The following is a 26437-nucleotide window of genomic DNA, read 5'->3' on the forward strand; positions in this document are numbered from 1 at the left end:
ATTCCCATGGTCGCGCTATCGGCTTTGATTCTTTTGGCGAGTCTTGGCGCCACAGAAATTCATACGCATTGGCGTTCTGCTGCCATGGGCGTAGCGACATGTTTAGCGGGAATGTCTCTTGTTGCCGAGCCGGCTGCAGTGGGTGGTTTCCTGGTTCCAATAGGTCTCGCTTTTTGCGCGGTGGTGGCTTGTCTTTGGGCCATCTTGTGTTTGATTCGGCCATCTTTTGGCGAGCCACGCGAGCGCGGCTGGTTAGTTGTAGGCGGTTTTTTCTGGTTGTTGTGTTGGACCATCGATTTAGTCGACCCACCAGTTCACGTTGCTCAGATAGAACTCTTCTTTGTCGGGCTCATGGGCTGGGCGACCTGCATTACTTTTGTACTGGCGATTCGCAACGAAGAAGCTCGCTTGATGATGGAAGGCCTAAGCAATGAACTCGAAGTAAAGAATCGGGATCTTTCTGAACTTGACCGGCTTAAAGATGAGTTCTTAGCCAAAACCTCCCATGAATTACGAACACCCTTGAACGGGATAATCGGTCTCAGTGAGTCTTTACTGGATGGCGTGGGTGGTCCTCTAGAACCGAGGATGCGTCGAAATATTACCATGATTGAGCAGAGTGGGAAGCGTCTTTCTCATTTGGTCAACGACATTCTCGATTTTTCAAAACTTCGAAATCGCCGAATCTCCCTGGAGCGGATTCCGGTTAGTCTGTTCAGTGCCGTTGAGATGGTCGTTGAACTCTCCCGTCCTCTTATCGGTGATAAAACGATGGACGTTTATAATGTCGTTAGCGTGGACCTTCCGCCGGTTTTGGCTGACCCGAATCGGCTGCAACAGATCCTCTTTAACTTGGTTGGCAATGCGATCAAGTTTACCGAGAAGGGCTACGTAACCATTCGGGCCGAGCACAATACGGGTACCGGCCAGATAGCGATAGCGGTTGAGGATTCAGGAATAGGAATCGCTTTGCAATATCGCGAGCGTATATTTAGAGCGTTCGAGCAGGGGGATGGAACGACTCAGCGTGAACATGGCGGTACCGGTTTAGGTTTGGCTGTATCAAGAGAGCTGGTCGTCGCTCATGGTGGAGAACTGCAAGTCGATTCCGCGCTTGGTATGGGGACGACGATGTCTTTTTCTTTACCGGTGGCAGAGGGGGAACCGAAGTGGTTGGGCCGAACGCTGGGAGCCAAAGGTATACCAGCCGATTCTCTCGATGCTGAACAAACAAGTGCTTCCATTACCGCTGGAAATCAGTACCCGGAGGGGCCCGAGCACGGACAGTGCGTCGCTATTGTAGATGATGAAGAGGTGAATAGGGAAGTCGTAGCTCTGCAGGTCAGCGGTGAAGGATACCCCGTCGTAGCTTTTGAGAGCGGCGCGAAGGTTTTGAGTTGGATTGAGGCAAATGGACCGCCGGCGGTCCTTCTCTTGGACGTGATGATGCCTGGATTATCGGGCCTTGATGTTTTGGTTCAGATTCGAAAGGAATATTCGTTACAGGAACTTCCTGTTTTATTGCTTACGGCTCGGGGTACGGACGGAGATATGACTGAAGGTTTCGCCGCAGGCGCAAACGATTACTTGGTTAAACCGTTTTCGCGCCCTGAACTGCTTAATCGATTACGTCATCACCTGGGCTTTACCGCGATGTCGTCCATGCTGAGAAGCACGAACAAGGTCCTTGAGGCTGAATTAAGCAAACGTCATGAGATGGAGGGGTCGTTGGCCCAAATGCGGCTTCGACAAGAAGAGGCGGAAAAGGAGATTGGAGCACTTCAGGGGAATTTACAGGACCTATCCCTTCGAACATCCCGGGTTAAATCAAAGCTACTCCAGGCAGAGAAGTTAGCGTCACTTGGCCAAATGATGGCGGGCGTTGCAATGTCGTTGAGTGAACCCATTTTGTCGATAACCAAAAAGCTTGAAGATTTAAGGTCGCTGCTGGGTGAAAGTGTCGAGCGAATCGTTCCATATTTAGAGAGAGCTGAGGCCGACGCGGATAGCTTTCAGGAGTCACTCGATATTCTTATGTCTCATATCGAGAATATGGAAATCGGCGCAGACATGGTTAAAAAGATTACCCGAGCCATGATGAATTACGACCCAGCCGCGCATGGAGAACAGCAGGACACGGTGATGGCTGATCTCGTAAGCGACTGTCTGACGATTTGTGGGTTCCGGCTTCGTGGTTTTGAGGTTGATGTCGATCTTGACGAGGTGTGCTCTGTGCCGGCGCATCGAACACATTTGGCGCAAGTGATTTCTAACCTGCTTTCAAATGCAGTGGATGCATTAAATGAACGAGAAGGCGAAGACTTAGCTACGCCGAGAATACGAGTGCTATCTCAGCCGAAGCTACATGAAGGTGTTGAGGGTGTTGTCATTGACGTAGAGGACAATGGTCCTGGAGTGCCACCTGATTTCGCGCGAAAGGTGTTTTTGCCATTTTTTACAACACGGCCGGTGGGTAAAGGGACCGGTATCGGTCTAGCGGTCTCAAAACGAATAGTGGATGACCACAATGGTTTTCTCTCGGTTGATGATAGTGAGCACCTCGGCGGAGCAAGGTTTCGTTTGTGGTTGCCTCGTGTAAGAGAAAAGGGGGCAACGAAATGAAGCGTTGCCCACGTTTTGCAATTTTTGCTTTGGCTCTTTTGACCTCAGTGCTCTCCGCGGGAATCTGTTACGCGCAGCCGGCTGACGCCAGAGCATGGGGCGACATCATTGAACTGTCGGGGCCGTGGGAAGTTTACCTTGGTGATCTGTTAGATCACTCTGAGCTAAGCCAGCGCACCCCGGATGGCACTCTCGTTTTACCTGGGTATCTGAGTCATCCAGCAGAGTCTTCAAGACTTCGGGCCTTCAGTGAAGGGGTCGCTACGTTACATTACCGTTTGGATGTACCGGCCCGTTTTGCGACACCTGGCGAGGAGTTGGCGTTGTCGATAGACCGTATTTTTTCAGCGGGCCGAGTTCTGGTGCTCGCCACGGATGGCGACGGCCAGCAGTCTATTTTGCAGTTCGACTCTGGTACGATTCGCGATGATGGCGCTCCTATGAGGGCTATCTATCGTACCGGAATCCTTCCCTTGGGTGATGCTGTTCATCTGGACATACTCATTCAAATGGCCAACGATGTGATTCCGTGGTTGGGGATGGAGCATGTACCTCTTTTTGGAAGCTTAAGTGGATTATCGAAAATGCGCGAAAGACATTTGGCGCAAGTTTTTATGGTCGCAGGGTTCCTTGCATTGATTGGTTTCTACTATCTCTTTCTCTTTGGTTTGCGACGTTCAACGCGTGCCGCATTGTTTTTCGGTTGTTTTAGTTTAGGAGCAGTGCTGCGGGTTTTTGTGATGAGTCGGGTTTGGACAAGCTTTTACCCCGAAACCGACACATTTGACTTAATGATTAGGCTCGAACTGTTTTCGGGTACCTTTATCGCATTTTTCTTTTTGCTCTATTTCGTGGCCGTTATCCCGCAGCTCTTGAATCAGGCATTGGCGAAATTTTTTCTAGGTGCGTTGGCGGTTCACGCATTTGCCGTTTGGACGTTGCCAATCTATGTGGCGTACGACACAGGCTTAAAGGCACAACAGTTATTAGCCTTCTGCGTTGTGGGCATGCTTTTCTGGGCCCTTATTGTTGGGTTGCGTAAAGAGCCTACCGCGGCGGTTCGGGTGTTGAGTGTGGGCGTGGTGGTTTTATCCTGCAGTGTTATAAACGACGTGTTCTACTCCCTTGGGTACATCCAGACTTTGCATCTCATGCCTTTCGGTGTGGCTGGCCTTGCTATTTGCCAAGGGTTGGTTATCGCGCTTTTTAATGCGCGTGACCGCAATAGAAGTGAGGTTTTATCGGGTGAACTCAATGTCCGGAACCAAGAACTTCGACGGATCGGCGACCTTAAGGACCAGTTCCTCGCCAATACCTCCCATGAGTTGCGAACACCTTTAAATGGTATCATTGGGCTGTCTGAAACAATTTTGGATGGCGTTGTTGGCGTGGTGACGCCAGTGGTTGGCAAGAATGTTCGGATGATAGCTCGGAATGGCCGACGTCTGGCTATGTTGGTTAACGATATTCTCGATTTCTCAAAATTGAAAAATGGTGATGTGGCGACTCATATTGAATCGGTGTCATTGTTGGAGCACGTCGAGCTTGCTGAAAGTCTTGGTGTGTCGTGGGCGATGGAAAAGGGTCTTGAGATTAAAGTCTCCATTGATGACGATACCCATTTCGTTAATGTTGATCGAAACAGGCTTGACCAAATATTGCTCAATCTCCTGCAGTGTTCATTGCGTTACACGCAAGCAGGCACCATTGAGATCAGCCTAGAACCCGGCGAAGCGTGGGTTGTGGTGGTTATCACAGATGAAGGGGACGGTTTACCCAGCGAGGTCTTGCAGAGTCTGCAGGGCGGCCAAGATTCGCTTCCGCTGCATGCTGGCGCGGATGGTCTTGGGTTATCGGTTACCCGGCGATTGGTTGAGCTTCTTGATGGAGAACTCTTGGTTTCTAATAAGTCGACTGGCGGTACTGAATTTAGGGTGCAGCTGCCTCGAGCGCATCCTCCAAAATCGAGGGAATCAAAGCTTCTGTCTCGAGTGTCCCATAGTGAACCTAAAGCAAACCCGGACGCGAGTGCTCTTGAAAAAGCTTCCGGTGAGTTACGTGTTGTGGCGCTGCCTGAGAGCAGTGGACGCAAGGTTCTGGTGGTTGATGATGAACCGGTGAATTGCCACCTTCTGCGGCAAATGTTGGAGTTCGAAGGTCACGAAGTTGAAGTGGTGGTGAGCGGCGAAGATGCGGTGGCTGTACTTCAGGAGCGCACCTTTGACCTCGTTATGTTAGACCTCATGCTACCAGGCATCTCTGGCTATGAGGTTCTTGACCATATTCGGAGTTACCATGAAAAGCCGAAGGTTCCGGTCTTAATTATAACGGCTCGTGGTTTTGCGAGTGACTTGACGAAAAGCTTTGAGCTGGGGGCTGACGATTATATACCGAAGCCATTTACTGTGGGCGAGGTTATGGCCCGTGTGAACCATCACCTCAAAATGAATCAGTATAACGACGAGATGATGGGCGTGTACGGCAGATTGGCAAATGAAGTTAGTGAGCGGCAACAGCTCACCATTGCGAGGGGGGACGTAGAGGCCGTTCGCGAACTTTTAGAAAAGAAGAATTCGAAGTTATTGGAAGACGAAAAGTCGATAATGGGCGAAATGGCGGGTCTCGAAGAACTCATTCTTGAGGCAGATAAAATGGCGGCGCTAGGACAAATGGTGGCGGGTATATCTCACGATATCGCCAACCCGCTGGGTTATGTTGTACTCTCTTCCTCGGAACTCATGAGGGAATTGATGGTCCTCAAGGCCTCCAGTGCCGATGCCCTTCGCAGCGAAACAGCCTTTCCTGGGGTTGCGGATTTAGTTGAGAGCATCGACCAGGATGCACGCCGAGTTGGCCGTTTATCTAGAGCGATGCGTGATTACACCCGGCTGGATAGTTCGCCTGTTGTGGGAGTCCAGCTGGAGGCTTTGGTCTCCGACTGTGTTTTGATTATGGGTCACCGTTTTCTGGGGGCGCAGGTGGCTACGGCCTGTGAGCAGGGCGCGTCGGTGACTTGTTATCGAAGCCATTTGGGTCAGGTGATTACCAATTTGATTTCAAATGGCCTTCAGGCAATCGCCGGTCAGGATAACCGCAAGTTGGAGATAGGGACTCGCTCGATTCCCAAAGACGGTCAAGCCGGCGTGGAAATTTGGGTTGCCGACAACGGCCCAGGTGTGCCGGCTGATGTTCAAAAGCATGTGTTCGATTTGTACCACGCGCTAAGGGAAAAAGGCGCGGGTACCGGTGTTGGGCTCGGGCTCTGTGCCATGGTCGTCGAGGAACACGGCGGAAGCATCGAGCTAGGCGTCTCACAACAGCTGGGAGGAGCCGAGTTTCGTATCTGGGTTCCTTGTTTACCACCGACTGATTCGTTGAATTTAGGCCTAAACTGAGCCTAAACGGTACGTTCTGCCAGTATTTTTTCGAATGTTGGCTCTAGGAGCCCGCATCAGGTTGCGCCTCGGTTGTCTTTTGTTTTAAACCTCCCAAAGACTGTTCCACAGATTGGTGAATCAATGACTCAGAAGTATCTCGTTACTCCAGCGCTCCCGTATGCAAATGGTGCCATTCATTTAGGACACCTTGTTGAACACGTTCAGGTAAATGTATTCGTCCGCGCCTTACGGATGGCCGGTGAGGATGTACTCTATGTTTGTGGGTCGGATTGCCACGGAACACCGATCGAACTCAACGCAGCGAAAGCCGGTAAAACGCCAGAAGTGTTTGTTGAGGAATGGCAACGTTCACACGAAAATAGCTTGGCGACATTCGGGGTAGAATTCGATGGGGGCTTTGGAACCACTCACACGCCCGAGAACGAGAAGCACGCCTCGCTTATTTTTGAGGCTGCTAAGTCCGAAGACCATATCTTTGTTAAAGAGGTCGAGCAGCTCTTTGATCCGGATGCCGGCCGGTTCCTCCCAGACCGTATGGTGAAGGGCACATGCCCAAAGTGTAAAAGCGAAGAACAGTACGGCGACCAGTGTGAGTCTTGTGGGACGACCTATAACCCAACGGATTTAATAGAACCCAAAAGTGCCATCAGCGGGGCTACTCCCGTTCTAAAGAAGAGCAATCACTATTTTTTCAAATTAAGCGATTATCAAGAGCGGTTAGAGGCTTGGACGCGCAAAGACGGTGCGGTTCAGAAGGATGTGCAGCACTACCTGAACCGTTGGTTTGAGGACGGCTTGCGTGAGTGGGACATTAGCCGAGATGGTCCATATTTCGGATTCAAGATTCCGGGCGAAGACGACAAGTATTTCTATGTTTGGCTAGATGCACCCATTGGCTACATCGCATTGGCGGAGCGTGCAGCGAAGGCTACCGGCCGGAGCTGGGAAGATTACTGGAAAGATGACAATACCCGCATCTTTCACTTTATCGGTAAAGACATCGTCTACTTCCACACTCTTTTTTGGCCAGCATTGTTGATGAGCGCGGGCTACACGTTGCCTGAGACCGTTGCGGTTCATGGTTTTCTGACGGTTGATGGACAGAAAATGTCGAAGTCGCGCGGGACTTTCATTATGGCCGATACCTATGCCGAGCACCTCACCCCGGAGGCCTTCCGATATTACGTGGCTTGTAAACTCAATAACCGTGTTGAAGATGTCGACCTTAATCTTGAAGATTTTGCGCAGCGAGTAAATGCGGATTTGATTAACAAGGTGGTTAACCTAATCAGCCGAACCGTTCCGATGCTTCACCGTAATTTTGAGGGTATTCCTGGCGAGATGGATCCTGCTGCTAATGAAATGCTTCAAGAGGTTCGTGAAATCGCTTCTCATGTGGAATCTAAATATCGAGACCGTAATTTCTCTCACGTTGTTAGAGATGTTGTGGCTATAGCCGATAAGGCAAATAGGTACCTCCAGGATGCTGCGCCGTGGAAGGGCGTTAAGGAAGACCCGGCACTGGCACAGAAGCAACTTTGTACTGCCCTTTATGTGGGTAAGGTTTGCGTAGCGCTTTTGAAGCCGATTATTCCGGAGGTCGCAGCCAAGACTGAAGCGATCTTTAACCTTAGCGAAGCCGGTTTTACTTTTGCGAACCTTCTTGATCCGATTACGCCTGAAGTTGCTGTGGCGGAATATCCTCGGCTATTTGAGCGTGTCGACCCTAAGAAAGTCTTGGCGATGGTTGACGCCTCAAAACAAGACCTGGGTGAAACCAAAAAGACTGAGCAGAAGAAAGCCAAGAAGACTGAGCCAAAAGCTAAGAAGAAACCTGCGAAGGCTGGGTCAGACGATGGGGAAATTACCTTTGACCAGTTTATGGAAATCGATCTCCGAGCGGCAAAGGTGCTCGAAGCATCCGACGTAGAAGGTGCTGATAAGCTTCTTTGCGTGCAGCTCGATGTAGGTCCACTGGGCAAGCGTCAGGTATTTGCAGGCTTGAAGCCGCATGTTTCCGCCGCGGACTTAAACGGCAAAACCGTGGTGATGGTCGCGAATCTAAAACCACGAAAAATGCGATTTGGAATGAGCGAAGGCATGATTTTAGCGGCTGGTGACGATGTGCCTACACCGGTTTTTGCAGAAGGTGCTGAGCCCGGCGACCGGGTTCGATAGTATTAAAGTTAAGCGGTTCCATGCCGCAGTTTGCTCAATCTTTCCAAATATAGAACGCCATCGGCGGGGCGCACCTCAAAACTCCACTTTCACGTGTCGGGCCATGTAGGTACGTGGCCCGAGTTCTTTCTTCGCTTGATGAAGATAAAGGCCCAGAAAAGGTGGGACTTACCTCAGTCTTTGTCTACAATCAGAGCGGTTTGAAACCATATGATTATTGATTGATGGATTCGGAGTGCGCATGTGTCGGATGGGATTGGTTAAGTTGAAGAGCGTGATGCTCTTGGGTTTGGTGCTTTTGATGCCTGCTTATGCAGGAGCGCAAGAGGAACCAGCAGCGCAAGCTGAGGCAGACCTCGAGGAGGTCGCCGCGGAGGCACAAGAGGCAACCGCAGCTCTTGAAGCGAGTGCCGAAGAGCCCGGTGATGCTACTGAAGAGGCCGATGAGTCAGCGGAGGCCCCCGAAGAGGTTGTTGAAGGGGAGCCAATTGTTCCTAAGTTCATCAAGGGTCACCTTGTTCACCCAGGTACCCGAGAGTACTTAAGCCGGTTTACGCACTTTGGCTTACGACTCGGTCCTGATTTAATCGATACAGACCTTTACGCCAAAGTTGATTTTGGGTTCGCGATCTACACCAAGTCGTTTGCGCTTTCTATGCATTTACCCCTGCGGCTATTGGCCATGGACGGAAATAATCTAGGCTCTACATCTGCAACCTTGGCCGAACGCATTCAATTTGGCGGAATGAAAATCAGACGCCAAGATTGGGATGAAGTTCCTGATTACGGAAAGCTCATCCGCTTCCTGACCATCGGTCGCAAGGAAGAGCCACTCTTCTTCAGTATCAATACGATGCGTCCTGCTTCCATTGGGCATGGAATGCTTATGGATAAGTATCAGGCAAACATCGATGTGGACCGTTCGATGACGGGCGTTCTTTTCGACGCATACAATGACCACGCCGGCTTTCAGCTTCAGATGAACGATGTGACCATGACCAACCAGGTTATTGGGGCGCTGGTTTTCTGGAAGCCGCTGTCGTTGATTACCGACGACGCATTGGCGCGTAGTTTTTCTGTGGGCGCCGAGTACATCGCCGACTTCAAGGCTCCTAAGTGCATCCTCATTAATGATGGGGCCGATTCGGGGTGTGTTCAAGGTTCTGGACAGTTTGCGGGCAACGACGTTCAGGGTAATCCCCTAGACAATACGTACGCCTACGTTGACAAAGACAATGGGCGACCCGTGGTTGAAACGGGTACAGTGCATGCAATCGGCGCATCCGCCGAATATAAATTCGCTAAAATTGGTCGTTTCGTAGATTACAAAGTGTACTCCACATTCCATAAGTTTTTGAATGAGGGCGGGGGCGATGGAGTCTCATTTGGCTTCTTGGGTCGTCTGAATGCAGGGGAAAGATGGCTAAACGCTTTCCGAATTCGTACCGAGTACCGGTCGTTCACAGACGGGTTTTTGCCTTCCTATTTCGATAGCCTCTACGAGGTGACGAAGTTTAGTTTTGCCAGTAAGTCGCATGAACACCAGGTCACACCAACGAAATACCAGGCGATATTTGGAGACCCATCCAACGGGTTTAATCCCGCTGAATTCGGCCGTAGCCACGGTTACAACCTAGAGTTTTCTTGGGGTCTATTTAAGCAGGAACGTAGAAATAAGAGAATTGCACTGGGTTTTGGTCTCAGCGACTCAACAGCACCAGACGACACCAACTTCTATCTACACCTTGAAGTGCCGTGGCTTGGCCAGTTGCCAATTCTTGGCATTCAGTTTTTTGCCACGTATTTAAGAACGAATGCAGTTTCCGTTGGCGAGCTTTTTCAAGGAGACTTCTTTACGAATACTGGAGCGGTTATCCTGAGTGGACTTCGGCTTGAGGTTCTACCCTTTTTGTTTATCAACGCTACTTACGCACGTAACTTCAGAATCACACGTCAACCTCCGGGCCCTGGTGGCAACGGAGAGTACCACTTGGCCACAGACAACCTGACCTACATGGATGGGTCGGCGTCTGAACTTGTCAGTGACACGTTATTCGAGAATGTCCACACAATGTTTATCGACGTTGAATTGGGGTGGGAGTTTACGGACGATGAGGGCGAAGAGGCCGAAGAAGATCAGGAAGAGATGGCTCCTGAAGCAGAAGCCATTGTGGAAGAGACTGTAGAGCAAGACGCGGCGAACCCTTCAGAAGCGATGGAACCATCGCCTGAAGCAGCTCCCGATGATGAAGCTACAACTGAAGAGCAACCCTCAACCGCGACCCCTGAATCGGCAGCGTGAGGAGATTATAGAAATGATGAAACGAATAGTATCAGCAGGAGCGGTCATCTTACTGGGGCTTACCCTTACGCAGGGTTGCACGGACCCTGAGCGAGACCTGGGTATTGGGACAGTCGCCGAGGGTGATCTATGCCTGGGGACCTCTCAGTGTGAACCAGGGTTTGTCTGCGAGGGCGAATCTGGGGAAAAGGCTTGCGCAGCATTACCAGATCTTGAGACCTCACTGCAGGGCAGTGAATGTTCCAGCGATTCCGACTGTGGAGAGTTTCGATGCGGCCGACAAGGTGTGTGTACCGAGTCGACTCCGAAGCCAGCGGGCGAAGCGTGTGGCTTAAGTATAGACTGTGTTGAAGGACTCGTCTGCAATGGGTTTTGCGGCACTTGTACAAACTTAAGTGGTTCAGAAGGTGCCTGTGAAAATAGTGCTTTAACGGGTTTTTTCGATGGTGTGGCTGATTATGGCGAAGAGTGTCTTACACCCTTAAGCTGCCGGCGACCATACATCTGTGGTGTTGATAAAACCTGCCAGAAGTTGCCGTCGTTTTCGGCTGCAAATTGCGAAGCGAGCTATGCCGAGCAAGGTGATTTTAGAGTTTATTTTGAGACTCCACCGGACTCAATTTTTATCAGCGATCCAGACCTGGGTGAGACTTTCGAATTTTATCGCCTGCCATTCCCGAATGACATGCGAGTAAACGACGGCGAAATCTCACTCAAAGGGCATTTCGAGCCCGGCGAAGTTCTGGGCATGAGTATCCGTGAGGATTATTTTGAAGTCGTTGAGCAGGAAGCCGAAGGTTTCGCGCCCAACACTCCAATCTTTTTTCGGCTGAGTGATTATGTGATGGAGGGATCAATCTGCCTTCCAAGTCGAAGTGCTTATCCTGAATGCTTAGAGCCGATAGGCAGTGGTACCATCGACCTAAGTGGTGTTCTTGGTGAAGAGGCCGAAGGTGACGGCGAAGATGCTGCTGCTGGAACAGATGCATTTACTCCCCGAGCGACTGCCTGTGATCCTGCGCCGTCGTTTTGTGACGACAACGAGGCGCCGCCTAACATTGTTCTTGTAAACGTTGATACCGAGAGTGCCACGTATGGGGAAGTCATTCCGGTACAGTTGTCTATGGAGCGAACGGCGGGGGCTTATATTTGCCATAACTCGCTTGCGATTGGTCCATTGGACGGAGAACCTCTCGATCATGGTACAACCTACGCGGCATACATCACGACGGCAATTCGAGATATTCGTGGTGAAGCGCCAGTACAAGATGTTGATTTCCAAGCCATTATGGACGGCAAGGTTATCGCGCCCGAGATGGACCCATTGCTTAGTTACCTAGATGAACAAGGTATCGCTCGCAATACGATTGCAGGGGCGACGGTATTTACGACTTCGGATCCCGACTCAAAGGCTGACGTCATACGTCAGGCTGTGGCTCAGGAGTCCGGCGGCTTTAACGGTGATTCGGTCGTATGTGATACGCAGGTGATTTCACCTTGCGACGATAACCTCTCAGGTGTTTTTCATACCCGCGGTTGTAGCCCCTCGAACGGAAATTTTTATGAGGTTCATGGAACCTATGACAGCCCTATTTATCAGGCTGGCTTTAACCGTGACCCTGACCTCGACGGACGCCCCTATAAGCAATCTTCCGATGGAGGTAACTTTGTTTATGGCAGTGACGGTCTCCCAATTGTTCAGGGTTATGAGTCGTTGTGTTACTCGCTAACTGTTCCGAAGGGTCAAAGTGAACCAGCGGGAGGCTGGCCAGTGGTTATTTATGCTCACGGTACCGGTGGCTCGTTTGTTTCGCAGATAGGTGATCAGACGGCCGAACGGATGACTGCATTGGGTTACGCGGTTATCGGTATTGATAATATCTCCCATGGTCCTCGTTCAGGTCTGAGTGCTGAGGAAGCCTTGTTTGATGGAGGTCAAAGTTTCTTTAACCTGGCCAACCCACGGGCGAGTCGAGACAATATTCTTCAGGGTTCAGCGGATTTGTTTTACTTGGTCAAAATGCTTCGCAACAATTCATTGAGCGCAGGGGGGCTAACCGTAAACTTTAATTCCAGTAGAGTTTCATTCTTTGGTCACTCGCAAGGCACGGTCGTAGCGCCCGCTTTTCTCTCAGCAGAGACTGATATCGAAGCTGCTATTCTAAGTGGGGTTGGCTCTGAACTCGCGCTCTCTATTCTATATAAAAAGGCACCAATTGATGTTTCGCAAATTGCGGCTCAGTTTTTCGGCGACCAGGGGATTGCGAGACTTCACCCAGTTCTAGGGATTTTCGCTTCGCTTTACGCACGCTCGGATAGCATTTCGTATGCTCCTTCGATGCTTGTGGGTAATGGCGGCAATCCTGCCTATCACGTGTTGATGACGTCTGGTTTAAGCGATTCTTATACGCCAGATATCACCCATGCGGCCTTTATGCGGTCGAGCGGGATCCCATTGGTGGGTGAAGTAGCTCAGTCGGTACCAGGTGTCGCGGTTGTTGATAACAACCAAAGCGGTAACATTGGCGGTAAAACTGTAGGGGCTCTACAATTCCCTACGGGAGGCGGAGCCAGCGATGGACACTTTGTCATTTTCTCCGATGGGCAGGCTGTCGCTGCTTTTGAAAGATTCATGGAAACGCTACATGACGGCACACCGGTAATTGGACGATGAGGAACGTAACGATGCACAGTAGAATGAATAAATTAGTATCTGGTATTGCAACGGTAATTTTCGCGCTGTCGACAATTTCGTGTGGTGGGGGACTTCCAGTTCAGGTGAAGATTGACGACTTTACCATGGAGATTGACCTTGGAGCGGTCGGCGGTGCTGCTACTGAAGCGCTTCAGTCGACAGGCGTATTGGCGGCGACGAGCACCACTGTACCCGAAGTTTGGCCGGATAGTTTGCCCGATATTTCCTATTATATGGATTTAACGACAAGCCCCGTCGCGGTTGACCTTACACCTCCTCCCAACGAAGGAAACACGAATTATGATGCGATTAACACAGCTTCAAGCGTGATCAGTCGTATCGATTTGAACCGGTTAACGCTTCGTGTTGAGCAGAATACAATCAACGTCCCATTGCCTTACCTTGAGCTTCAGGTAGCTCCCGAGGTTGATTCAAGCCCTTACGACCGTAAGGCTTGGCGAACGATTGGGTTTATCGAGGAGTCAGAAGCTGGGGCAGTGAAGGACCACACCTTTCAATTCATCAAGGGCGGTGAGACCTATCTCAACACGCAGCTTGCGGATGACTTAAAAGAATTCTCAATTCGCATTCGTGGAAAGCTCAAAATCAATACAGAAGAATTTCAGGGCTTACCTAGAGGCAAGGCCGTTGTTCGCTTGATTGCCGTCGCTACGTTCTACCTAGACGTCGCCAAGGGGCTATCTATCGGAGCTGAGCAGCTCTAATCAGTTCCAGAGTCCTGTTACACCAATCACGAACCTATTACCTTGGGCCATAATCTGCCCGGTTGGCGTGGTTATCGGTGTTATCTGGAACTGTGGTAAGACCATTACAATCTCGCCCGGATATCGAAACGACTTACTTTCAGAGGTTTCACCCGTGGACTCATCTGTCGCGGGAGGCGTGTTACCGAGCAGGGCGGGCATATCAATAAAGCTTGTCACAATGGTACCAGTAATAAGCCCGAGTGCGCTGCCGCTCACGTTCGTCGTCCAGAACGGTATATTTGGGACAACGGCGGCTAGCGCGGAGCCAAGTGCCATTCCTGAGAGCCCATAGAGATTGATCCAGCCCATTCTTTCAGGCGCCATCTCAACCAAAGGGCTCATCGCTAGGGCTGTAGCTATAAGGCCTAGGTCGGAGGCTACAAAGAAACTCCCCAGGATCTCTTTGTTGCTCAAGTTTACATCGAAATCTTGCTCCAGGGCCACGGAGCCCATGCCGCCGAGCCAAGCGCCCCAAACGCTTCCTGAGAAGGCAGCGAGTAGTTCAGCCGCGCTTGCATCAACATACTGTGAGATTGTTGCTCCGCCGGCTGCGCCAAGTGCGGTAGTCGCCAATACTGCGCCGGCTACCTGTCTGTCGGTACCTCCCAGGAGTAGGCTGGCCCCGGCTCCTTGCCATGCGGTGTAGGAGGTCGCTAGAAATCCGAGTGCTGTGTCTCCTTTTGAGAAATCCGTATGAGGTGCAAGCAAGCCAACGCCAGCGGTTCCTAAGATGCCGGCAATCTGCATCCCTGCAACCCATGGAGTGGCATTGTCCGGGTCGTTAGTGGGAACCATGAGCCCTATGCCTGCGCCGAAAAGGCTTGAGGCCAGAGAGCCCAGGGCCATCTCACTAACATCACCGTAAGTGAATGAAGCATATTGAGATAAGAGCATTCCAGATGTTACGCCAAGTACCGAACCTACCATTGCACCGCCTGCGGTAGCGGTTCCTGCTGTATCACCGGTTGCACCCAGAGCTGGAAGCCATGCGCCCTGGAAGCCTCCAAAAGCGCCTAGGTAAGACGTTAGCCAGTAATCTTCGGAGGTATAGGTGGTTTGGTCGGCGAGCATGAAACCCGCACCAATCCCTAAACCGGTGCCTGCTATGCTCAGGAGCCGCCTCGTTTGCACAGAGGTATGGGTCTGGCCCGCCAGTGCTCCTGCGCCATAACCAAGTGCCGAGCCAAGAGACGTCATAAAAAGTCCCTCGGCCACATCTGGTGTGTCGTGATTCGAGAATTGAGAGAGAGTTAGGCCGGATGCAAAGCCCAAGGCGGTTCCGGCAATGCTACCGCCGAATGTATTAGTGAACTCTTCAGAATTGCCGTAGGCGAGCCCTGGGATTGTCCCGCCGATAAAGCCGCCAATGGCCATGGCACCAAATGTGAGCAGGGTATCTCCGCCGACAAACTCAAGCTTGGGTGCCGCCCATGTCATCGCACCATAGCCGGTTAAAGTGAACGTGGTGAGAAGCGCGCCGGCAAGCTGCTCTTGAGTGTTGGGGAGTAAAAGCGCCAGGCCGCCGCCGAGAAATCCTCCGGCAGCTGTAGCGGCAAGCGTGAGCGAGGAGTCGGCTAGGGATACCTCGCTTAGATGGTCGTATATTAGGCCTCCTAGAAGCCCGGTTGACGCACCCAGCACAAGCCCACCACCGGCATGCTCAAACTCGGAGTCGCCGGCCATTAACGGAATGGTTACGCCAAGTGAAGCGCCGAGCAGGGCACTCACGAGCGCCATGTCCCCATCTTCAATTGTGAGGTCGAAGTATTGAGCAGTTAGGCTTGATGCCGTTGTAAGTGTGATGCCCCCTATAAAGCCGGCCAGCCCTATAGACTGATGCTGGTCTCTATCGGCAAGAATATGAACCCCTGCACCCATCGCGGTTCCTATGCCTGTAGAAAGGCTGACCCAAGCAAGCTCTCCAGGCGTAAGGTCTACATGTTGGCTCGCTACCATGCTTGTTAAATATCCAAGGCCTTGTCCCAATAAGAAGCCACCGGCCCCCGCAGAATTAGAGTGGCTTGTTCCCGAAGCCGCCAAGCTACCCAACGCGCCGCCGCCAAGGGTTGAGAGGATAATGAGTGCCGTGTCTGTCTCTGAGAACTTAAGGTCGTCAGCTAGAAACCACATGGGCACGACGCCAAGGCCCAGCCCGGCAAGGGTACTGAGAGCTGGACCCATTTGGCGCTGATAGTCGGTAGGATTTTCTTTGCCCCAAATCAGCATGCCGCCTAATGCAGCCGATGCCGCCTCCACGCCGCTCCAGTGCATAAGTGCGAGTTCGGATGAGGTGACAGGGGTATCATTGAAAGTAGACGCGCCAAGAACCGATCCTAGAACCTGTCCCCCTAGAAGTGTCCAGGCGAATGAGGGTTTGTCGAGTCCATCAATCGCGGTAGCGCCTATGCCGTAGCCCAGCGCTGTTCCCCATAGGCCAAGGCTTGTGAAGTGGAATGCCTCAGGCATGGTGATTCCATCTTTGGGCGCAAGGAGATAGGCGCTGCCGCTGCTTAAAACGGCACCGGAGAGGGCGGCGATATAAGGCTGGTTACCACCGGCCGCCGATGAGAGTAAGCCCAGTGAAGTTGCGCCCATTAAACCGGCTGAAGCGAGGTAGAGTGCATTCGCAGCCTCTGAAGGGTCGTGGTAATTAAACTCTCGGCAGGTATCTCCAAGCTCGTCGCAGTGATTGAGCATGAGTTCCATCGCAGCTTGTCGCCGAACCGCCGGACTGGGCTCGGTTCGAGCAAACTTAATCAAATCATCCTGCAGACCAATAGGTTGGCGCTGAATCAAGGTAGAGAGGGCAAGCTTTCGAATGGTTTCCTCAGCCCCCTTGTTGCCGAGTGTCTTATAGAGCGGAAGAAAAGCATTGGGGGCGGGCCGGGCGCTAAGTGCTTGTGCGATGGCGTACCGAAGGGGGTCGTTTGAAGAGAGTTCGAAAAGTTCTACGAGCGATTGAGTCGCTGATGCATCTTCCTGATAGGGGCCAACTTCACTAAGCCGCAAAAGAGAGCCTTCGCGAAGGCCCCTGGGATAATTTTGCGACGTAGCCTGTATTAAAATAGGAATCACCCGCTCTGCGTCGAGCGCTTTGCTTAGCTTAAGCCAAGGTAAAACCAAGCTTGGCTGAGCGACGCGAAGTCCTTCTCGGAGAATGACCTCGGCATCGCCTTGATTTAAATTGGCCGCCTCATTTAATGCCGCAATTTGAATATTCTTCTCGGGCTCGCGAAGGCATGTGCGTAGTATGTCTTTCGCTTCAGTGCTGGTAAATGTGGCGGTGAGGCTTGCTATCGCTTCAAGTCGACCCTTTAGGTAATCAGCAGTGAATAGGCGACGCATGACGAGAGTTTTTTGCGGTTCAGGCGTTAAGGTCGAAGGGAATGGCAGAGCCGCGAGTTCTCTAAGTTCAGAGCTGATGGTTGAGCTAAGCTCACCTAAATCCTTGCGAGCCTCAGGTGTGCCCATGTTACGAAGACTCAGGACAGCCGCTTCACGCAGATCCATTCTTTCATCGCTCCGGTGAATCACCTCAACCAGTGTTGCTCGAATACTTGGAAGTGGGAACTTGGCGAGCAGCTCGATAGCCCGGATGGCTAAAGGTGAGTGCTCGTCGTCGATTGCCAGCTTGAGCTCTTGAAGTCCCGCAACATTCTGATAGGCAGCCAAGGTTTCACAGGCAATCATTCGAACTTCAGGCTCCCCAAGACGCGCTAAATAGCGGATATGGGGCAAGAGAAATGGGTGCTTAAGTAGGCTGGCTTGGACGAGCGCATTCTTTTGGGCCTCGGGATGCTCTGAACGAGCGAAGTCCATAAGTAACGGCAACAGTGTCGCTTCATCAATAGCCGTTAACGATTCGGGCTCTGGTGCCGCGGTCGTTTGTGAGCCATTTTCGACCAGGGCATCCGATCTTGGCGCATCTGCTTGCGCCAAAGCAGTACTAGATAGTGACAACATCAAAGCAATGCCTATGGTATAAAACCGACTATTGCATTTGTTCATACCGACCTGCCTCGTTTTGCGCGTTACTCTAGCTCGACCACGGACGCTTGAAGTCGGAGCTTTATTCATTGAAAATTATCATCCTATGGATTTCGTTGAAAGTAACCATTGGACCTAAAGCCGCCGGGTCGATATTCACCAGAGGAACTTCGTTATAAAGGAGCCGATGCATGGGGCTTACAAACCTTCCAGTTGAGCTGACTTTTCCAATTGCCTGGGGCCAGATGGATGCCTTTGAGCACGTCAATAACGTGGTCTATTTTCGTTATTTTGAAGATGCCAGAATCACTTATTTTCGTGAGCTGGGTATGCTTGAAGAAATGGAGTCTTGTGGTCAAGGTCCAATCCTAGCTTCTACTCAGTGCCGCTTCATTTTGCCGCTTAAATACCCAGATGAGGTGACCGTCGGAGCCAGTGTGCGTGAACTCGGCGCCGACCGTTTCTCCATGCAGTACCGAGTGTTTAGTCACAAGCAGCAGGCGGTGGCAGCAGAAGGCACTGGGCGAATCGTATATTTTGATTACAAGAATAATAAAAAGGCAGCGCTGCCTGCGCACATTGTCAAACGCATCCATGAGCTTGAAGACGGACGGGCTGAAGAGAGTCTTGCAGGGAGAACGAAATGAGTCACTGTGTATCAAATCCGTGTCAGCCGTTTAAAAGTCGAACCGGGGCACTGAAGGTCCATCAGGTGCCGGCTTGGCAGGATAACTTCATTTGGCTCATTGAATACAACGAGGCGGGCGATGTTGCTGCGGTAGATGGCCCGGAGGCAAGCGGCGTGCTGGCGTACTGCGAGCAGAATGGTTTGAATCTTAAAGTGATTCTCAACACGCACACTCATCCAGACCACATTGGCATCAATCACGAATTGAGTCGCATGGGTAAGCTTGAAGGTCTGCGGGTGGTAGGCTGTGCAGATCGAGCAAATGACGTGCCCGGCATTACTGAGAAAGTGTCGGATGGTGATTCGGTTACGCTTGGAGATGTTAGCGGTCAGGCTTTGCTAACAGAGGGGCACATAGACGGACATATTTCATACGTCTTTGAGGATGTTTTGTTCTGCGGTGATGCTCTTTTTGGTGGAGGCTGCGGCTACCTTTTTGATGGGCCACCGAAAAAGATGTTCGATTCACTTCACCGCCTGGGAGCGCTAGCGCCAGAGACCAAGGTCTGTTGCGCCCATGAGTACACACAAGACAACTTAACGTTTGCCTGGTCCATAGAGCAGGGTAACCCTGATTTAGCATGTCGTATTAAAGACGTCTGGAAGGTTCGCGCAGAAGGTGGTTCTACGATTCCTTCGACCATTGGAATGGAACTGGCCACAAATCCCTTTATGAGACAAGGCTCTCAAGAGATACGCGATACTGTGTCACGCGCATTGCCCGATGTATCGACGAAGAGTGACGAGGACCTGTTCGCCGCGACACGTATGTTGAAAGACAAGAAGACCTATAAGGAAAAGCTTCCGGCGCCGTTGCCTCTTGAGCCTTAGCCTTGACGACGTTTTCTTACGGCCTCAGCCAAGTTTTCGAGTAGGGCCTGGGTGTTCTCCCATCCCAAGCAGGCATCAGTAATGCTCTGACCGTAGCTTAGCGTTTCACCGGCTTTTAGGTTCTGGCGGCCTTCGTTTATATGGCTCTCCACCATCAATCCAAAAATATCCTTACCGCCTGCAGCAACTTGCTTGGCAACATCATCCGCGACCAGTGGCTGCTTATTATGGTCTTTTTGAGAGTTGCCGTGACTGCAATCCACCATGAGCTTTTGTGTAACATCTGCTTTTTGAAGCTTGGCGACGGCTTGGGCCACCGATTCAGAGTCGTAATTCGTACCTTGGCTCGAGCCGCGGAGAATAACATGGCAGTTGGGGTTACCCTTGGTTGAGACAATCGCCGCAAGGCTCTGCTTGGTCACCGAAAGGAAATTGTGAGGATGATTAGCAGCTCCTATGGCTGCTACTGCAATATCCGTGTTGCCATCGGTCCCGTTTTTGAATCCGACTGGCATGGATAGCCCAGACGCAAGCTCTCGGTGAATTTGGCTTTCAGTTGTTCGAGCGCCAATGGCACCCCAGCTGACTAAGTCGGCGATAAACTGTGGCGTAATCGTATCAAGGAATTCTGTTCCAGCTGGGATCCCTAACTGAGTAAGTTCAGAAAGCAGCTGACGCGCGGTACGCAGACCGTTGTTGATATTAAAGGAGCCATTCATTTCAGGGTCATTGATAAGACCCTTCCACCCGACAGTGGTTCGAGGCTTTTCAAAATAAACGCGCATCAAAAGAACGAGTTCATCTTCGTAGGTTTCGATGGCACCTTTGAGAAGGCCGGCGTACTCCAGGGCAGCTTTGGTGTCGTGTATGGAGCACGGGCCCACAACGACGACGAGCTTATCGCTCACGCCATTGAGACAGTCGGCAACTTTTTGCCTCGCTGTTGCAACGGTGGCAGCCATTTCTGTGGTGACTGGTAACTCTTCCATAAGAATGGCCGGTGGGATGAGGGGCCGTAGTTTTTCGATTCTTACATCATCGGTATTTTGAAACATGGTGAGCCTTCGGTAATGCCTTTGAGTCTTAATGACGCATTGCATCCACAAGAACAGAAATCAGACGTGCTGAAAAGGACTTGATGATAGAAAGTTGTAAAAAAAAACAGAAAGTCAGTTGGCTTTGTTGCGCCGATTGGTGTGTAGCTGGTCCATAGCGTACCGTACACGCATATTATCACGACACAAATCCTGAATGGTCGAGCCGGTTATCACCAGCGCTTTGACCGGCGTTTGTGCCACAACGGAGTAGGGCTCAGTCGTTTCAGGGCACATGAGAGGAGCCGTAGCCACATAATTAAAGTCGCTGTCGGCGTCGACGACTGTGGCACCGGAACCATTGAGCCTTACCTCTACAGTGCCTTCCAGCAGCAGGTAAAAGGCAGAGTCACGCTGATTTTCTTCAACCAGACGCGTGCCTTCGTCAAAGTCAGTCTCTTCGCTCTGTCTTGCTAGGGTATTAAGCAGGGAGAGCTCGATGTCATCGAAAAGGTCGATGGTGTCGATGAACGGACGCTTACGACTGATTTGTTCCAGGATACTGGAGAGGTCGTTTCGCTCGATGCATTCTCGAAAAATCGCGCCGCTGATATCAAAGAGTTCCATCGGAGTCGTTGCTTTGACCGTTACATCAACTGGATCAAGTTGACGGAGCTGGTCTCGGCCACCGAAGAATTCGCCTGGCCCAAGATAGGTCGTGACCGGCTGCTTATCATCGTCTTCGTAGGTTACAGACGCAGTTCCGCTCACAACGATACTGAGCGTTTCCCGATCTTCAGGAGAACCGTCCAAGAGGAGATCTCCATCACCAACATGTCGAGTCTTCCCGCCATATAGAATACTCGTCATGCACTTGGATTCATCGAGGCCGAGGTGCTTCATTGCCTTTAGGATGCGCAGTGGCGTCACGGGGTGCATCTTTCGAGGCTCTACGACTGTGATGGTACGGCCAGGCTGTGCAAGCTCACGACCGAATGATCGAGTGTATTCGTTTTCAGGGCAATGGTAATAGATGACGCGGTTGTCGTTGTTAACGAAGTCTTTCGGGTGACCGTGAATGATGGATTCACCAACATCACAAAAATAGCAGTGGTTTTGATTGCGTGTCTCGGGAACTAAGTTCCGCATTCTCTGAAAGTGTTCTTCGGGAAGAATGCCATCGATCTTAAGCTTGTCGAGCCCATCGTGATGCAGGGTGTCGCCTGAAATAGTAACCGCATGGTGTTCACCGAGTGCGTCGGTCAAGCTGACAGTGAGTCCCACTGTGGGAATCGCGTGAATGGTATAGAAGAGCTGAAACTCAGCACCCAAAGCATCAAACGGTTCACCTTCAGTAACGCGGTGATAGTCGAGGTATTTTGCTATCTCTTCTTTAGGCTGCTTGAAGTAGGTTGATAGCTTGATGAGGGTGGATTGATAGATTGGTTCAGTCGTGAAAAAGCGCGGTTTGTGACCTGAGAGAATGAGTTCTACGAACGCTCCCATATGGTCTTCATGACAATGGCTCAATACGACCATGTCGATGTCTTCGACAGAGATACCCTGACGCTCAAGAAGGTATCGGGTGGCCACCGGTCCATCGTAAATACAAATCCGACCATTTACCCAAATTAAGAAACCAGTACACGGTCCGGATAGGTCGAAGCCGCTGCGAGAACCGAGAGGCTTAACGCCTAAGGTGATTGGAGTTTGAGTCGCGCTGGGCGGAGGAAGTTTCGAAAAAGGAATCACGCGGCGTGGTACTTCGAGTGAAACGCGATGTTGCTCGTTGCCACTTCTAAGAATGAAGGCTGATGGGCCGTCTCGTTGAATGGTCAAGTCGCCATCGAGTACGTCAACTTCGTCTTTGCTGTCGAAGTGAAGGGTCGTCACCATCGTTTTAAGCTCTCGGGGCTCATCGCCTTGCTTGATGGCCATGTGGTCGCTCACGCCAACGAGGAATTCGGCGGTGGACTGCGACATAACCTTGGAGCCGTCCTCATCGGTGTAGCCAAGCATGTCGTCGAGGGTCGGACCCGTCAGCGTGGTTTTTAAAGCGTGCATGACGCCTTCGATTTGCGGCTCATCAAGTACGAGAATCAAGCGTTCGTCTGCTAGGCCTGGCGTAAACGCTGCTCCATAAACAAAGAGAAAGTCGTAAAGGAAAAACTCGGGATTGAATTGGGGCGTGGCATTAATGAGCATGGACTGCGGGGCAACCAGCGTCCGCGGAAACGGGAGGTTGTGGTCCATGCAGTGTTGTTTAACTGCTTTGAACGCATCTGCAGGAACGCCAAATAACACCGACTGTTGTCCGACAACGGCCAATGCTACACCTGGATATACGGCATGAACCTCAAAACGCATCTCTAAAGCAAACCTCAATCATTTAGATATTTATCTATAGACTCTGCTTATAGATTAGCGCATGTTCCGGGGGCACCGAAACAAATCCGTGACGAAATATTGCAACGGAAGTACGGATGTTCGAAATTTTTTCAAGAAGTGTGATGTTGATCACAGTCTTGAGGGGTTTGGGATAAGCAAAAGTTAAGTAAGGACCCATTGACGCTGATGGATTACGATGTTTTTCGAACCTGTTTTTTGGTTTTCTGCGTTGCTGGACTCGTCATGGTCGGTAGCCAAAAGCCAGCGGCGGCTGCGAGTGCCGAAGAGGCTGGAGCGGTTGCGTTCAAAAGCATACTCGACACCAAGCTCACCCGCGCGCAGAAGCATAGCCATGCGAATACTTCGAAGATTCTTGACGCGTCGCTCCGTAGCCAGCTGTCGAAGCGAACCGTGAACGTGCTTACTCTTGGACCCAGCGAACCTCCTCGTGAGTCGTTAACGATTCGAGCCGTTAAAGCCCTTTTCTCGAAGGTGCAAATTCGGTCTGTTTCCGATTATAACAATATGGATGAGCTTGTGGGCGAGTGGAGGAAAACTCCCGACACTCCGCCTGCGGAGCTTGTGCCGGGTGCGGCAGTGTTCGAATTAACCACTTGGTACGTTCCCAGAACTCACGTTCTAAGCAGTGATGATTATTCATGGGGTGATGGTACATTGCCTCAGGAAACCATTGGGAAGTTGAAGCCTGTAATTTTTTCTCCAGAGCTAAAGGTTGGCGGATGACCGATGTGATGAAAAGCTTTGATGCTTCAAGTGATTTTAAACGCTATCTCGAGTCGAAGGAGACGGTAGATGACCGTGCGCTCGACGTAACCACGATGGTGGCTTTGGGTGAGGCAGTCGCAGAATTTAAAGGGCCGACCTTACGGGTGCTTGAGGTAGGCTGTGGTGTAGGCAACATGTTACCCCGGTTGCTACGCCGAGGTATTCTGGAAGGCGCTTTTGATATCGATTACACGGCCATTGATATTCAAGACAAACTTTTTGAGGCCGCACGTTTTCGCGTTGAGCGGTGGGCTGAGGAACTGGGTTTCAAGTTTGAGTGCGGGTCCAACGAACATGAATTTGTATTGAATGGGAACGGTCGAACTTTGACGATGAGGTTGACGGTGTCGTCACTTGAAGCTTGGTCCGAGCAAGCTGAAAATACAGAATCTTACGACCTCGTTATTGCCCAGGCAGTACTGGATATTCTAGATACACGGGCTGCGGTTGGACAGATTTTCGCTTTATTGTCCGAAGGCGGGTTGTATTATTTCCCAATCCATTTCGACGGAAACACTATCTTCGAGCCGGTTTTTGACGTTGCGCTGGATCAGGAGATTGAGAGCCGATACCACGCGAGCATGGATAACCGGATTACCGATGGGAAGCCTTCCGGTGATAGCCGTACCGGTCGACATCTCTTTGGCATTATTCGGGACGCGGGTGGTGAAGTTCACGCGTCCGGCGGATCGTCCTGGGTGGTTCACGGGCGGGGCGGCGAGTATCCTGCGGACGAAGCCTATTTTCTTCATTTTATCGTGGACGGAGTCTATTCGGAGCTTTCCGAATGCTCTGAGATATCTCAGCCATTTTTGTGGCAATGGGCCGGTATGCGACACAGCCAGATCGAAGAAGGAACCCTGGTTTATATTGCGCATCAGATCGACTTTTTTGGCTCTCGACAGCGGGCGAAGTCTTGATTTCTGGGTTGCTTTGTGGTGGGTGTGCGTTAATGACGCAGCGGGATTAACGCTGCCAAAGACGGAGATAGATCGATATGTCAGTAGATATTCGCGAAGCACTGAAGAATTCTCAATTGTTCAAAGACTTCCCAGAAGCAGAGTTGGGTAAATTGGTCGCAATTGCACGCCAGCACCAGCTTAATCCTGGCACAGAATTGTTTCGTAGCGGTGATGCCGGTGACGAGGTTTTCGTTTTGGCGATGGGCACCGTAAAAGTGCTTAAGTTAAACAATGAAGGTGACAACGAAGAGATTGCTGTTCTAGGCAGTGGCTCACACTTCGGTGAGATGGCATTGGTAGCAACCGATCATACGCGCTCTGCAACCATCGAGGCTCAAGAGCTTTCGCATTTGGTTGGTTTAAAGCAGGCGGATCTTGAGAAGATTTGTAACGAAGACACGACACTCGGATTTCATTTTTTCCGAACATTGTCTTCAACGCTTGCACGACGACTGCGCAATACAAGTGACTTCGTTGCTCACTTCAAAGGCATGAGCCAGAAGCGTCGCTAATTTAGCTTAGTCTTTGAACTCTGGGGTGCGCTTTTGCATCATTGCAGCCATCGCTTCTTGAGCATCGGCTGATATGAGCATCGCGGCATTCCAGGTCGCGACGTAATTGAGACCCTCGGCCGCTGATTTACCTCGGCAATGATTCATAACATGCTTGATGCCGCGCTGGGTCAGCGGGGACTTCGACGCAATCTGTTCAGCGATCTCTTTCACACCACTCTTGAGAGCATCAGCATCGTCGAAGATCTTGGTGACGAGGCCCATCGACTTGGCATCGTCAGCATCAAATTTACGACCCGTCATTGCCAGTTCTCTCGCCATGCCTTCTCCTACAATTGGAGGCAATCGCTGAAGTGTACCGATGTCGGCTACAATGGCTAAATCGATTTCTTTGACGCTGAATTTAGCATCGCTGCAGGCATAGCGTATGTCGCAAGCTGTGATGAGGTCGATGCCACCGCCGATGCATGAGCCATTGATCGATGCGATAACGGGCTTTCTGCAATTTTCCAAAGCCGTGAACGCCGATTGCAGATCTATGATTTTCCCACGCAAAGCTTCTTGCTTGTGACCGTCAGGGAGATGCGCCGTTTCACCCATGACTTGCATGATGAGTTCAAAGTCAATTCCTGCGGTGAAGTGTTTTCCGGCACCTTGAAGAACAAGAACTCTGACCTCAGGTGTAGAGTCCGCCCACTTTGCGAGATCGGCAATTTCGAACCATAATTTTCCGTTCAGCGCATTGGCCTTCTCGGGGCGATTCATGGTGGCATAAGCCACTTTATTTACAACTTCTACTTGGATGGTTTCGAACTCAGCCATGGTAACTCCTTAGTTCTTAATTCGAGCAGGGGGCACAAGCCCAACTTTTTTATACACTTTGGAGAGCGTTTTGCGAGCGCGGTGCTGACAGTTTTGGGCACCGCGTGCGAGCGTCTCCTCTAGATATTTTTTATCGCCTGAAATCTGAGCATATCGTTCTTGGACAGGGCGGAGGCTTTCGACCATGAGTTCGCCAAGCTCTTCTTTGAGAGCTGAGTACATTTTGCCTTCAAAATTTGCTTCCACTTGAGCGATGCTATCGCCACTCAAGACGGAATAAATCGTCAGCAGGTTGGCCAGGCCAGGTCGACTCTCATCGTATCGAATATCTTTGCCTGAGTCGGTGACGGCTCGCTTCAGCTTTCGGCGAATAACATCGGGCGAGTCCATTAGGTTAACCGATGCATTCTCGTTGCTATCGGACTTGGACATTTTGTTTTCTGGCTCTTGCAGGCTCATGATCCG

General features: G+C 51.1%; 16 protein-coding genes. 11 read left to right on the forward strand and 5 right to left on the reverse strand.

The window, feature by feature from the left end; genetic code table 11:
• The 6 genes from HOK28_14930 to HOK28_14955 all read left to right on the forward strand — a co-directional run.
• On the forward strand, nt 1-2622 hold a 2622-nt coding region (locus HOK28_14930; GenBank protein ID MBT6434390.1), incomplete at its 5' end, for a response regulator.
• Nucleotides 2619-6017: a response regulator gene (locus HOK28_14935; protein ID MBT6434391.1), complete on the forward strand. Its 3399-nt coding sequence runs from the start codon at nt 2619-2621 to the stop codon at nt 6015-6017. The genes HOK28_14930 and HOK28_14935, both read left to right, overlap by 4 nt.
• 123 nt (nt 6018-6140) lie before the next feature.
• Nucleotides 6141-8198, forward strand: coding sequence for a methionine--tRNA ligase (gene metG, locus HOK28_14940; protein ID MBT6434392.1), 2058 nt, complete (start codon nt 6141-6143; stop codon nt 8196-8198).
• 250 nt (nt 8199-8448) lie between these two features.
• Complete coding sequence (locus tag HOK28_14945) at nt 8449-10500, forward strand: hypothetical protein (GenBank protein MBT6434393.1); 2052 nt, start codon at nt 8449-8451, stop codon at nt 10498-10500.
• A 13-nt stretch (nt 10501-10513) separates the two neighbouring features.
• Nucleotides 10514-13174, forward strand: a complete 2661-nt coding sequence (locus tag HOK28_14950; protein ID MBT6434394.1) for a hypothetical protein — start codon at nt 10514-10516, stop codon at nt 13172-13174.
• Between the two features lie 23 nt (nt 13175-13197).
• Nucleotides 13198-13920 (forward strand): hypothetical protein, encoded by a 723-nt coding sequence (locus HOK28_14955; GenBank protein ID MBT6434395.1) that lies wholly within the window; start codon nt 13198-13200, stop codon nt 13918-13920.
• Here the strand turns inward: HOK28_14955 and HOK28_14960 are convergent, their stop codons facing one another.
• The gene (locus HOK28_14960) at nt 13921-17925 is read right to left on the reverse strand and encodes a HEAT repeat domain-containing protein (GenBank protein MBT6434396.1); all 4005 of its coding nucleotides are present in this window, start codon (nt 17923-17925) and stop codon (nt 13921-13923) included.
• Nucleotides 17926-18140: 215 nt separating this feature from the next.
• On the opposite strand from HOK28_14960, the gene HOK28_14965 reads away from it, so the two are divergent.
• Nucleotides 18141-18596 carry an acyl-CoA thioesterase gene (locus HOK28_14965; protein MBT6434397.1) on the forward strand — a complete coding sequence of 152 codons (456 nt, stop codon included), beginning with the start codon at nt 18141-18143 and terminating at the stop codon, nt 18594-18596.
• Nucleotides 18593-19468: a hydroxyacylglutathione hydrolase gene (gloB, locus tag HOK28_14970; GenBank protein MBT6434398.1), complete on the forward strand. Its 876-nt coding sequence runs from the start codon at nt 18593-18595 to the stop codon at nt 19466-19468. The genes HOK28_14965 and gloB overlap by 4 nt, the downstream gene beginning before the upstream one ends.
• Here gloB and HOK28_14975 read toward each other — a convergent pair.
• Nucleotides 19465-20523 (reverse strand): 3-deoxy-7-phosphoheptulonate synthase, encoded by a 1059-nt coding sequence (locus HOK28_14975; protein ID MBT6434399.1) that lies wholly within the window; start codon nt 20521-20523, stop codon nt 19465-19467. The genes gloB and HOK28_14975 overlap by 4 nt on opposite strands.
• 114 nt (nt 20524-20637) lie before the next feature.
• Entirely contained in the window at nt 20638-22869 is a 2232-nt protein-coding gene (locus tag HOK28_14980) for a cyclic nucleotide-binding domain-containing protein (protein MBT6434400.1), read from the reverse strand.
• Between the two features lie 207 nt (nt 22870-23076).
• Here HOK28_14980 and HOK28_14985 point away from each other — a divergent pair, with 207 nt between their 5' ends.
• The 3 genes from HOK28_14985 (at nt 23077) to HOK28_14995 (ending at nt 25150) form a co-directional block, all read left to right on the forward strand.
• Nucleotides 23077-23634, forward strand: a complete 558-nt coding sequence (locus tag HOK28_14985; GenBank protein MBT6434401.1) for a hypothetical protein — start codon at nt 23077-23079, stop codon at nt 23632-23634.
• On the forward strand, nt 23631-24596 hold the full coding sequence (locus HOK28_14990; GenBank protein MBT6434402.1) for a class I SAM-dependent methyltransferase: 966 nt from the start codon (nt 23631-23633) through the stop codon (nt 24594-24596). The genes HOK28_14985 and HOK28_14990 overlap by 4 nt, the downstream gene beginning before the upstream one ends.
• A 77-nt stretch (nt 24597-24673) precedes the next feature.
• Nucleotides 24674-25150 carry a cyclic nucleotide-binding domain-containing protein gene (locus HOK28_14995; protein ID MBT6434403.1) on the forward strand — a complete coding sequence of 159 codons (477 nt, stop codon included), beginning with the start codon at nt 24674-24676 and terminating at the stop codon, nt 25148-25150.
• Nucleotides 25151-25156: 6 nt separating this feature from the next.
• Here HOK28_14995 and HOK28_15000 read toward each other — a convergent pair whose 3' ends face one another.
• Both HOK28_15000 and HOK28_15005 read right to left on the reverse strand, forming a co-directional pair.
• Nucleotides 25157-25972 (reverse strand): crotonase/enoyl-CoA hydratase family protein, encoded by an 816-nt coding sequence (locus HOK28_15000; GenBank protein MBT6434404.1) that lies wholly within the window; start codon nt 25970-25972, stop codon nt 25157-25159.
• Between the two features lie 9 nt (nt 25973-25981).
• On the reverse strand, nt 25982-26437 hold a 456-nt coding region (locus HOK28_15005), incomplete at its 5' end, for a tryptophan--tRNA ligase (protein ID MBT6434405.1).

The organism is Deltaproteobacteria bacterium (genome assembly GCA_018668695.1).
Lineage (GTDB): Bacteria > Myxococcota > XYA12-FULL-58-9 > XYA12-FULL-58-9 > JABJBS01 > JABJBS01.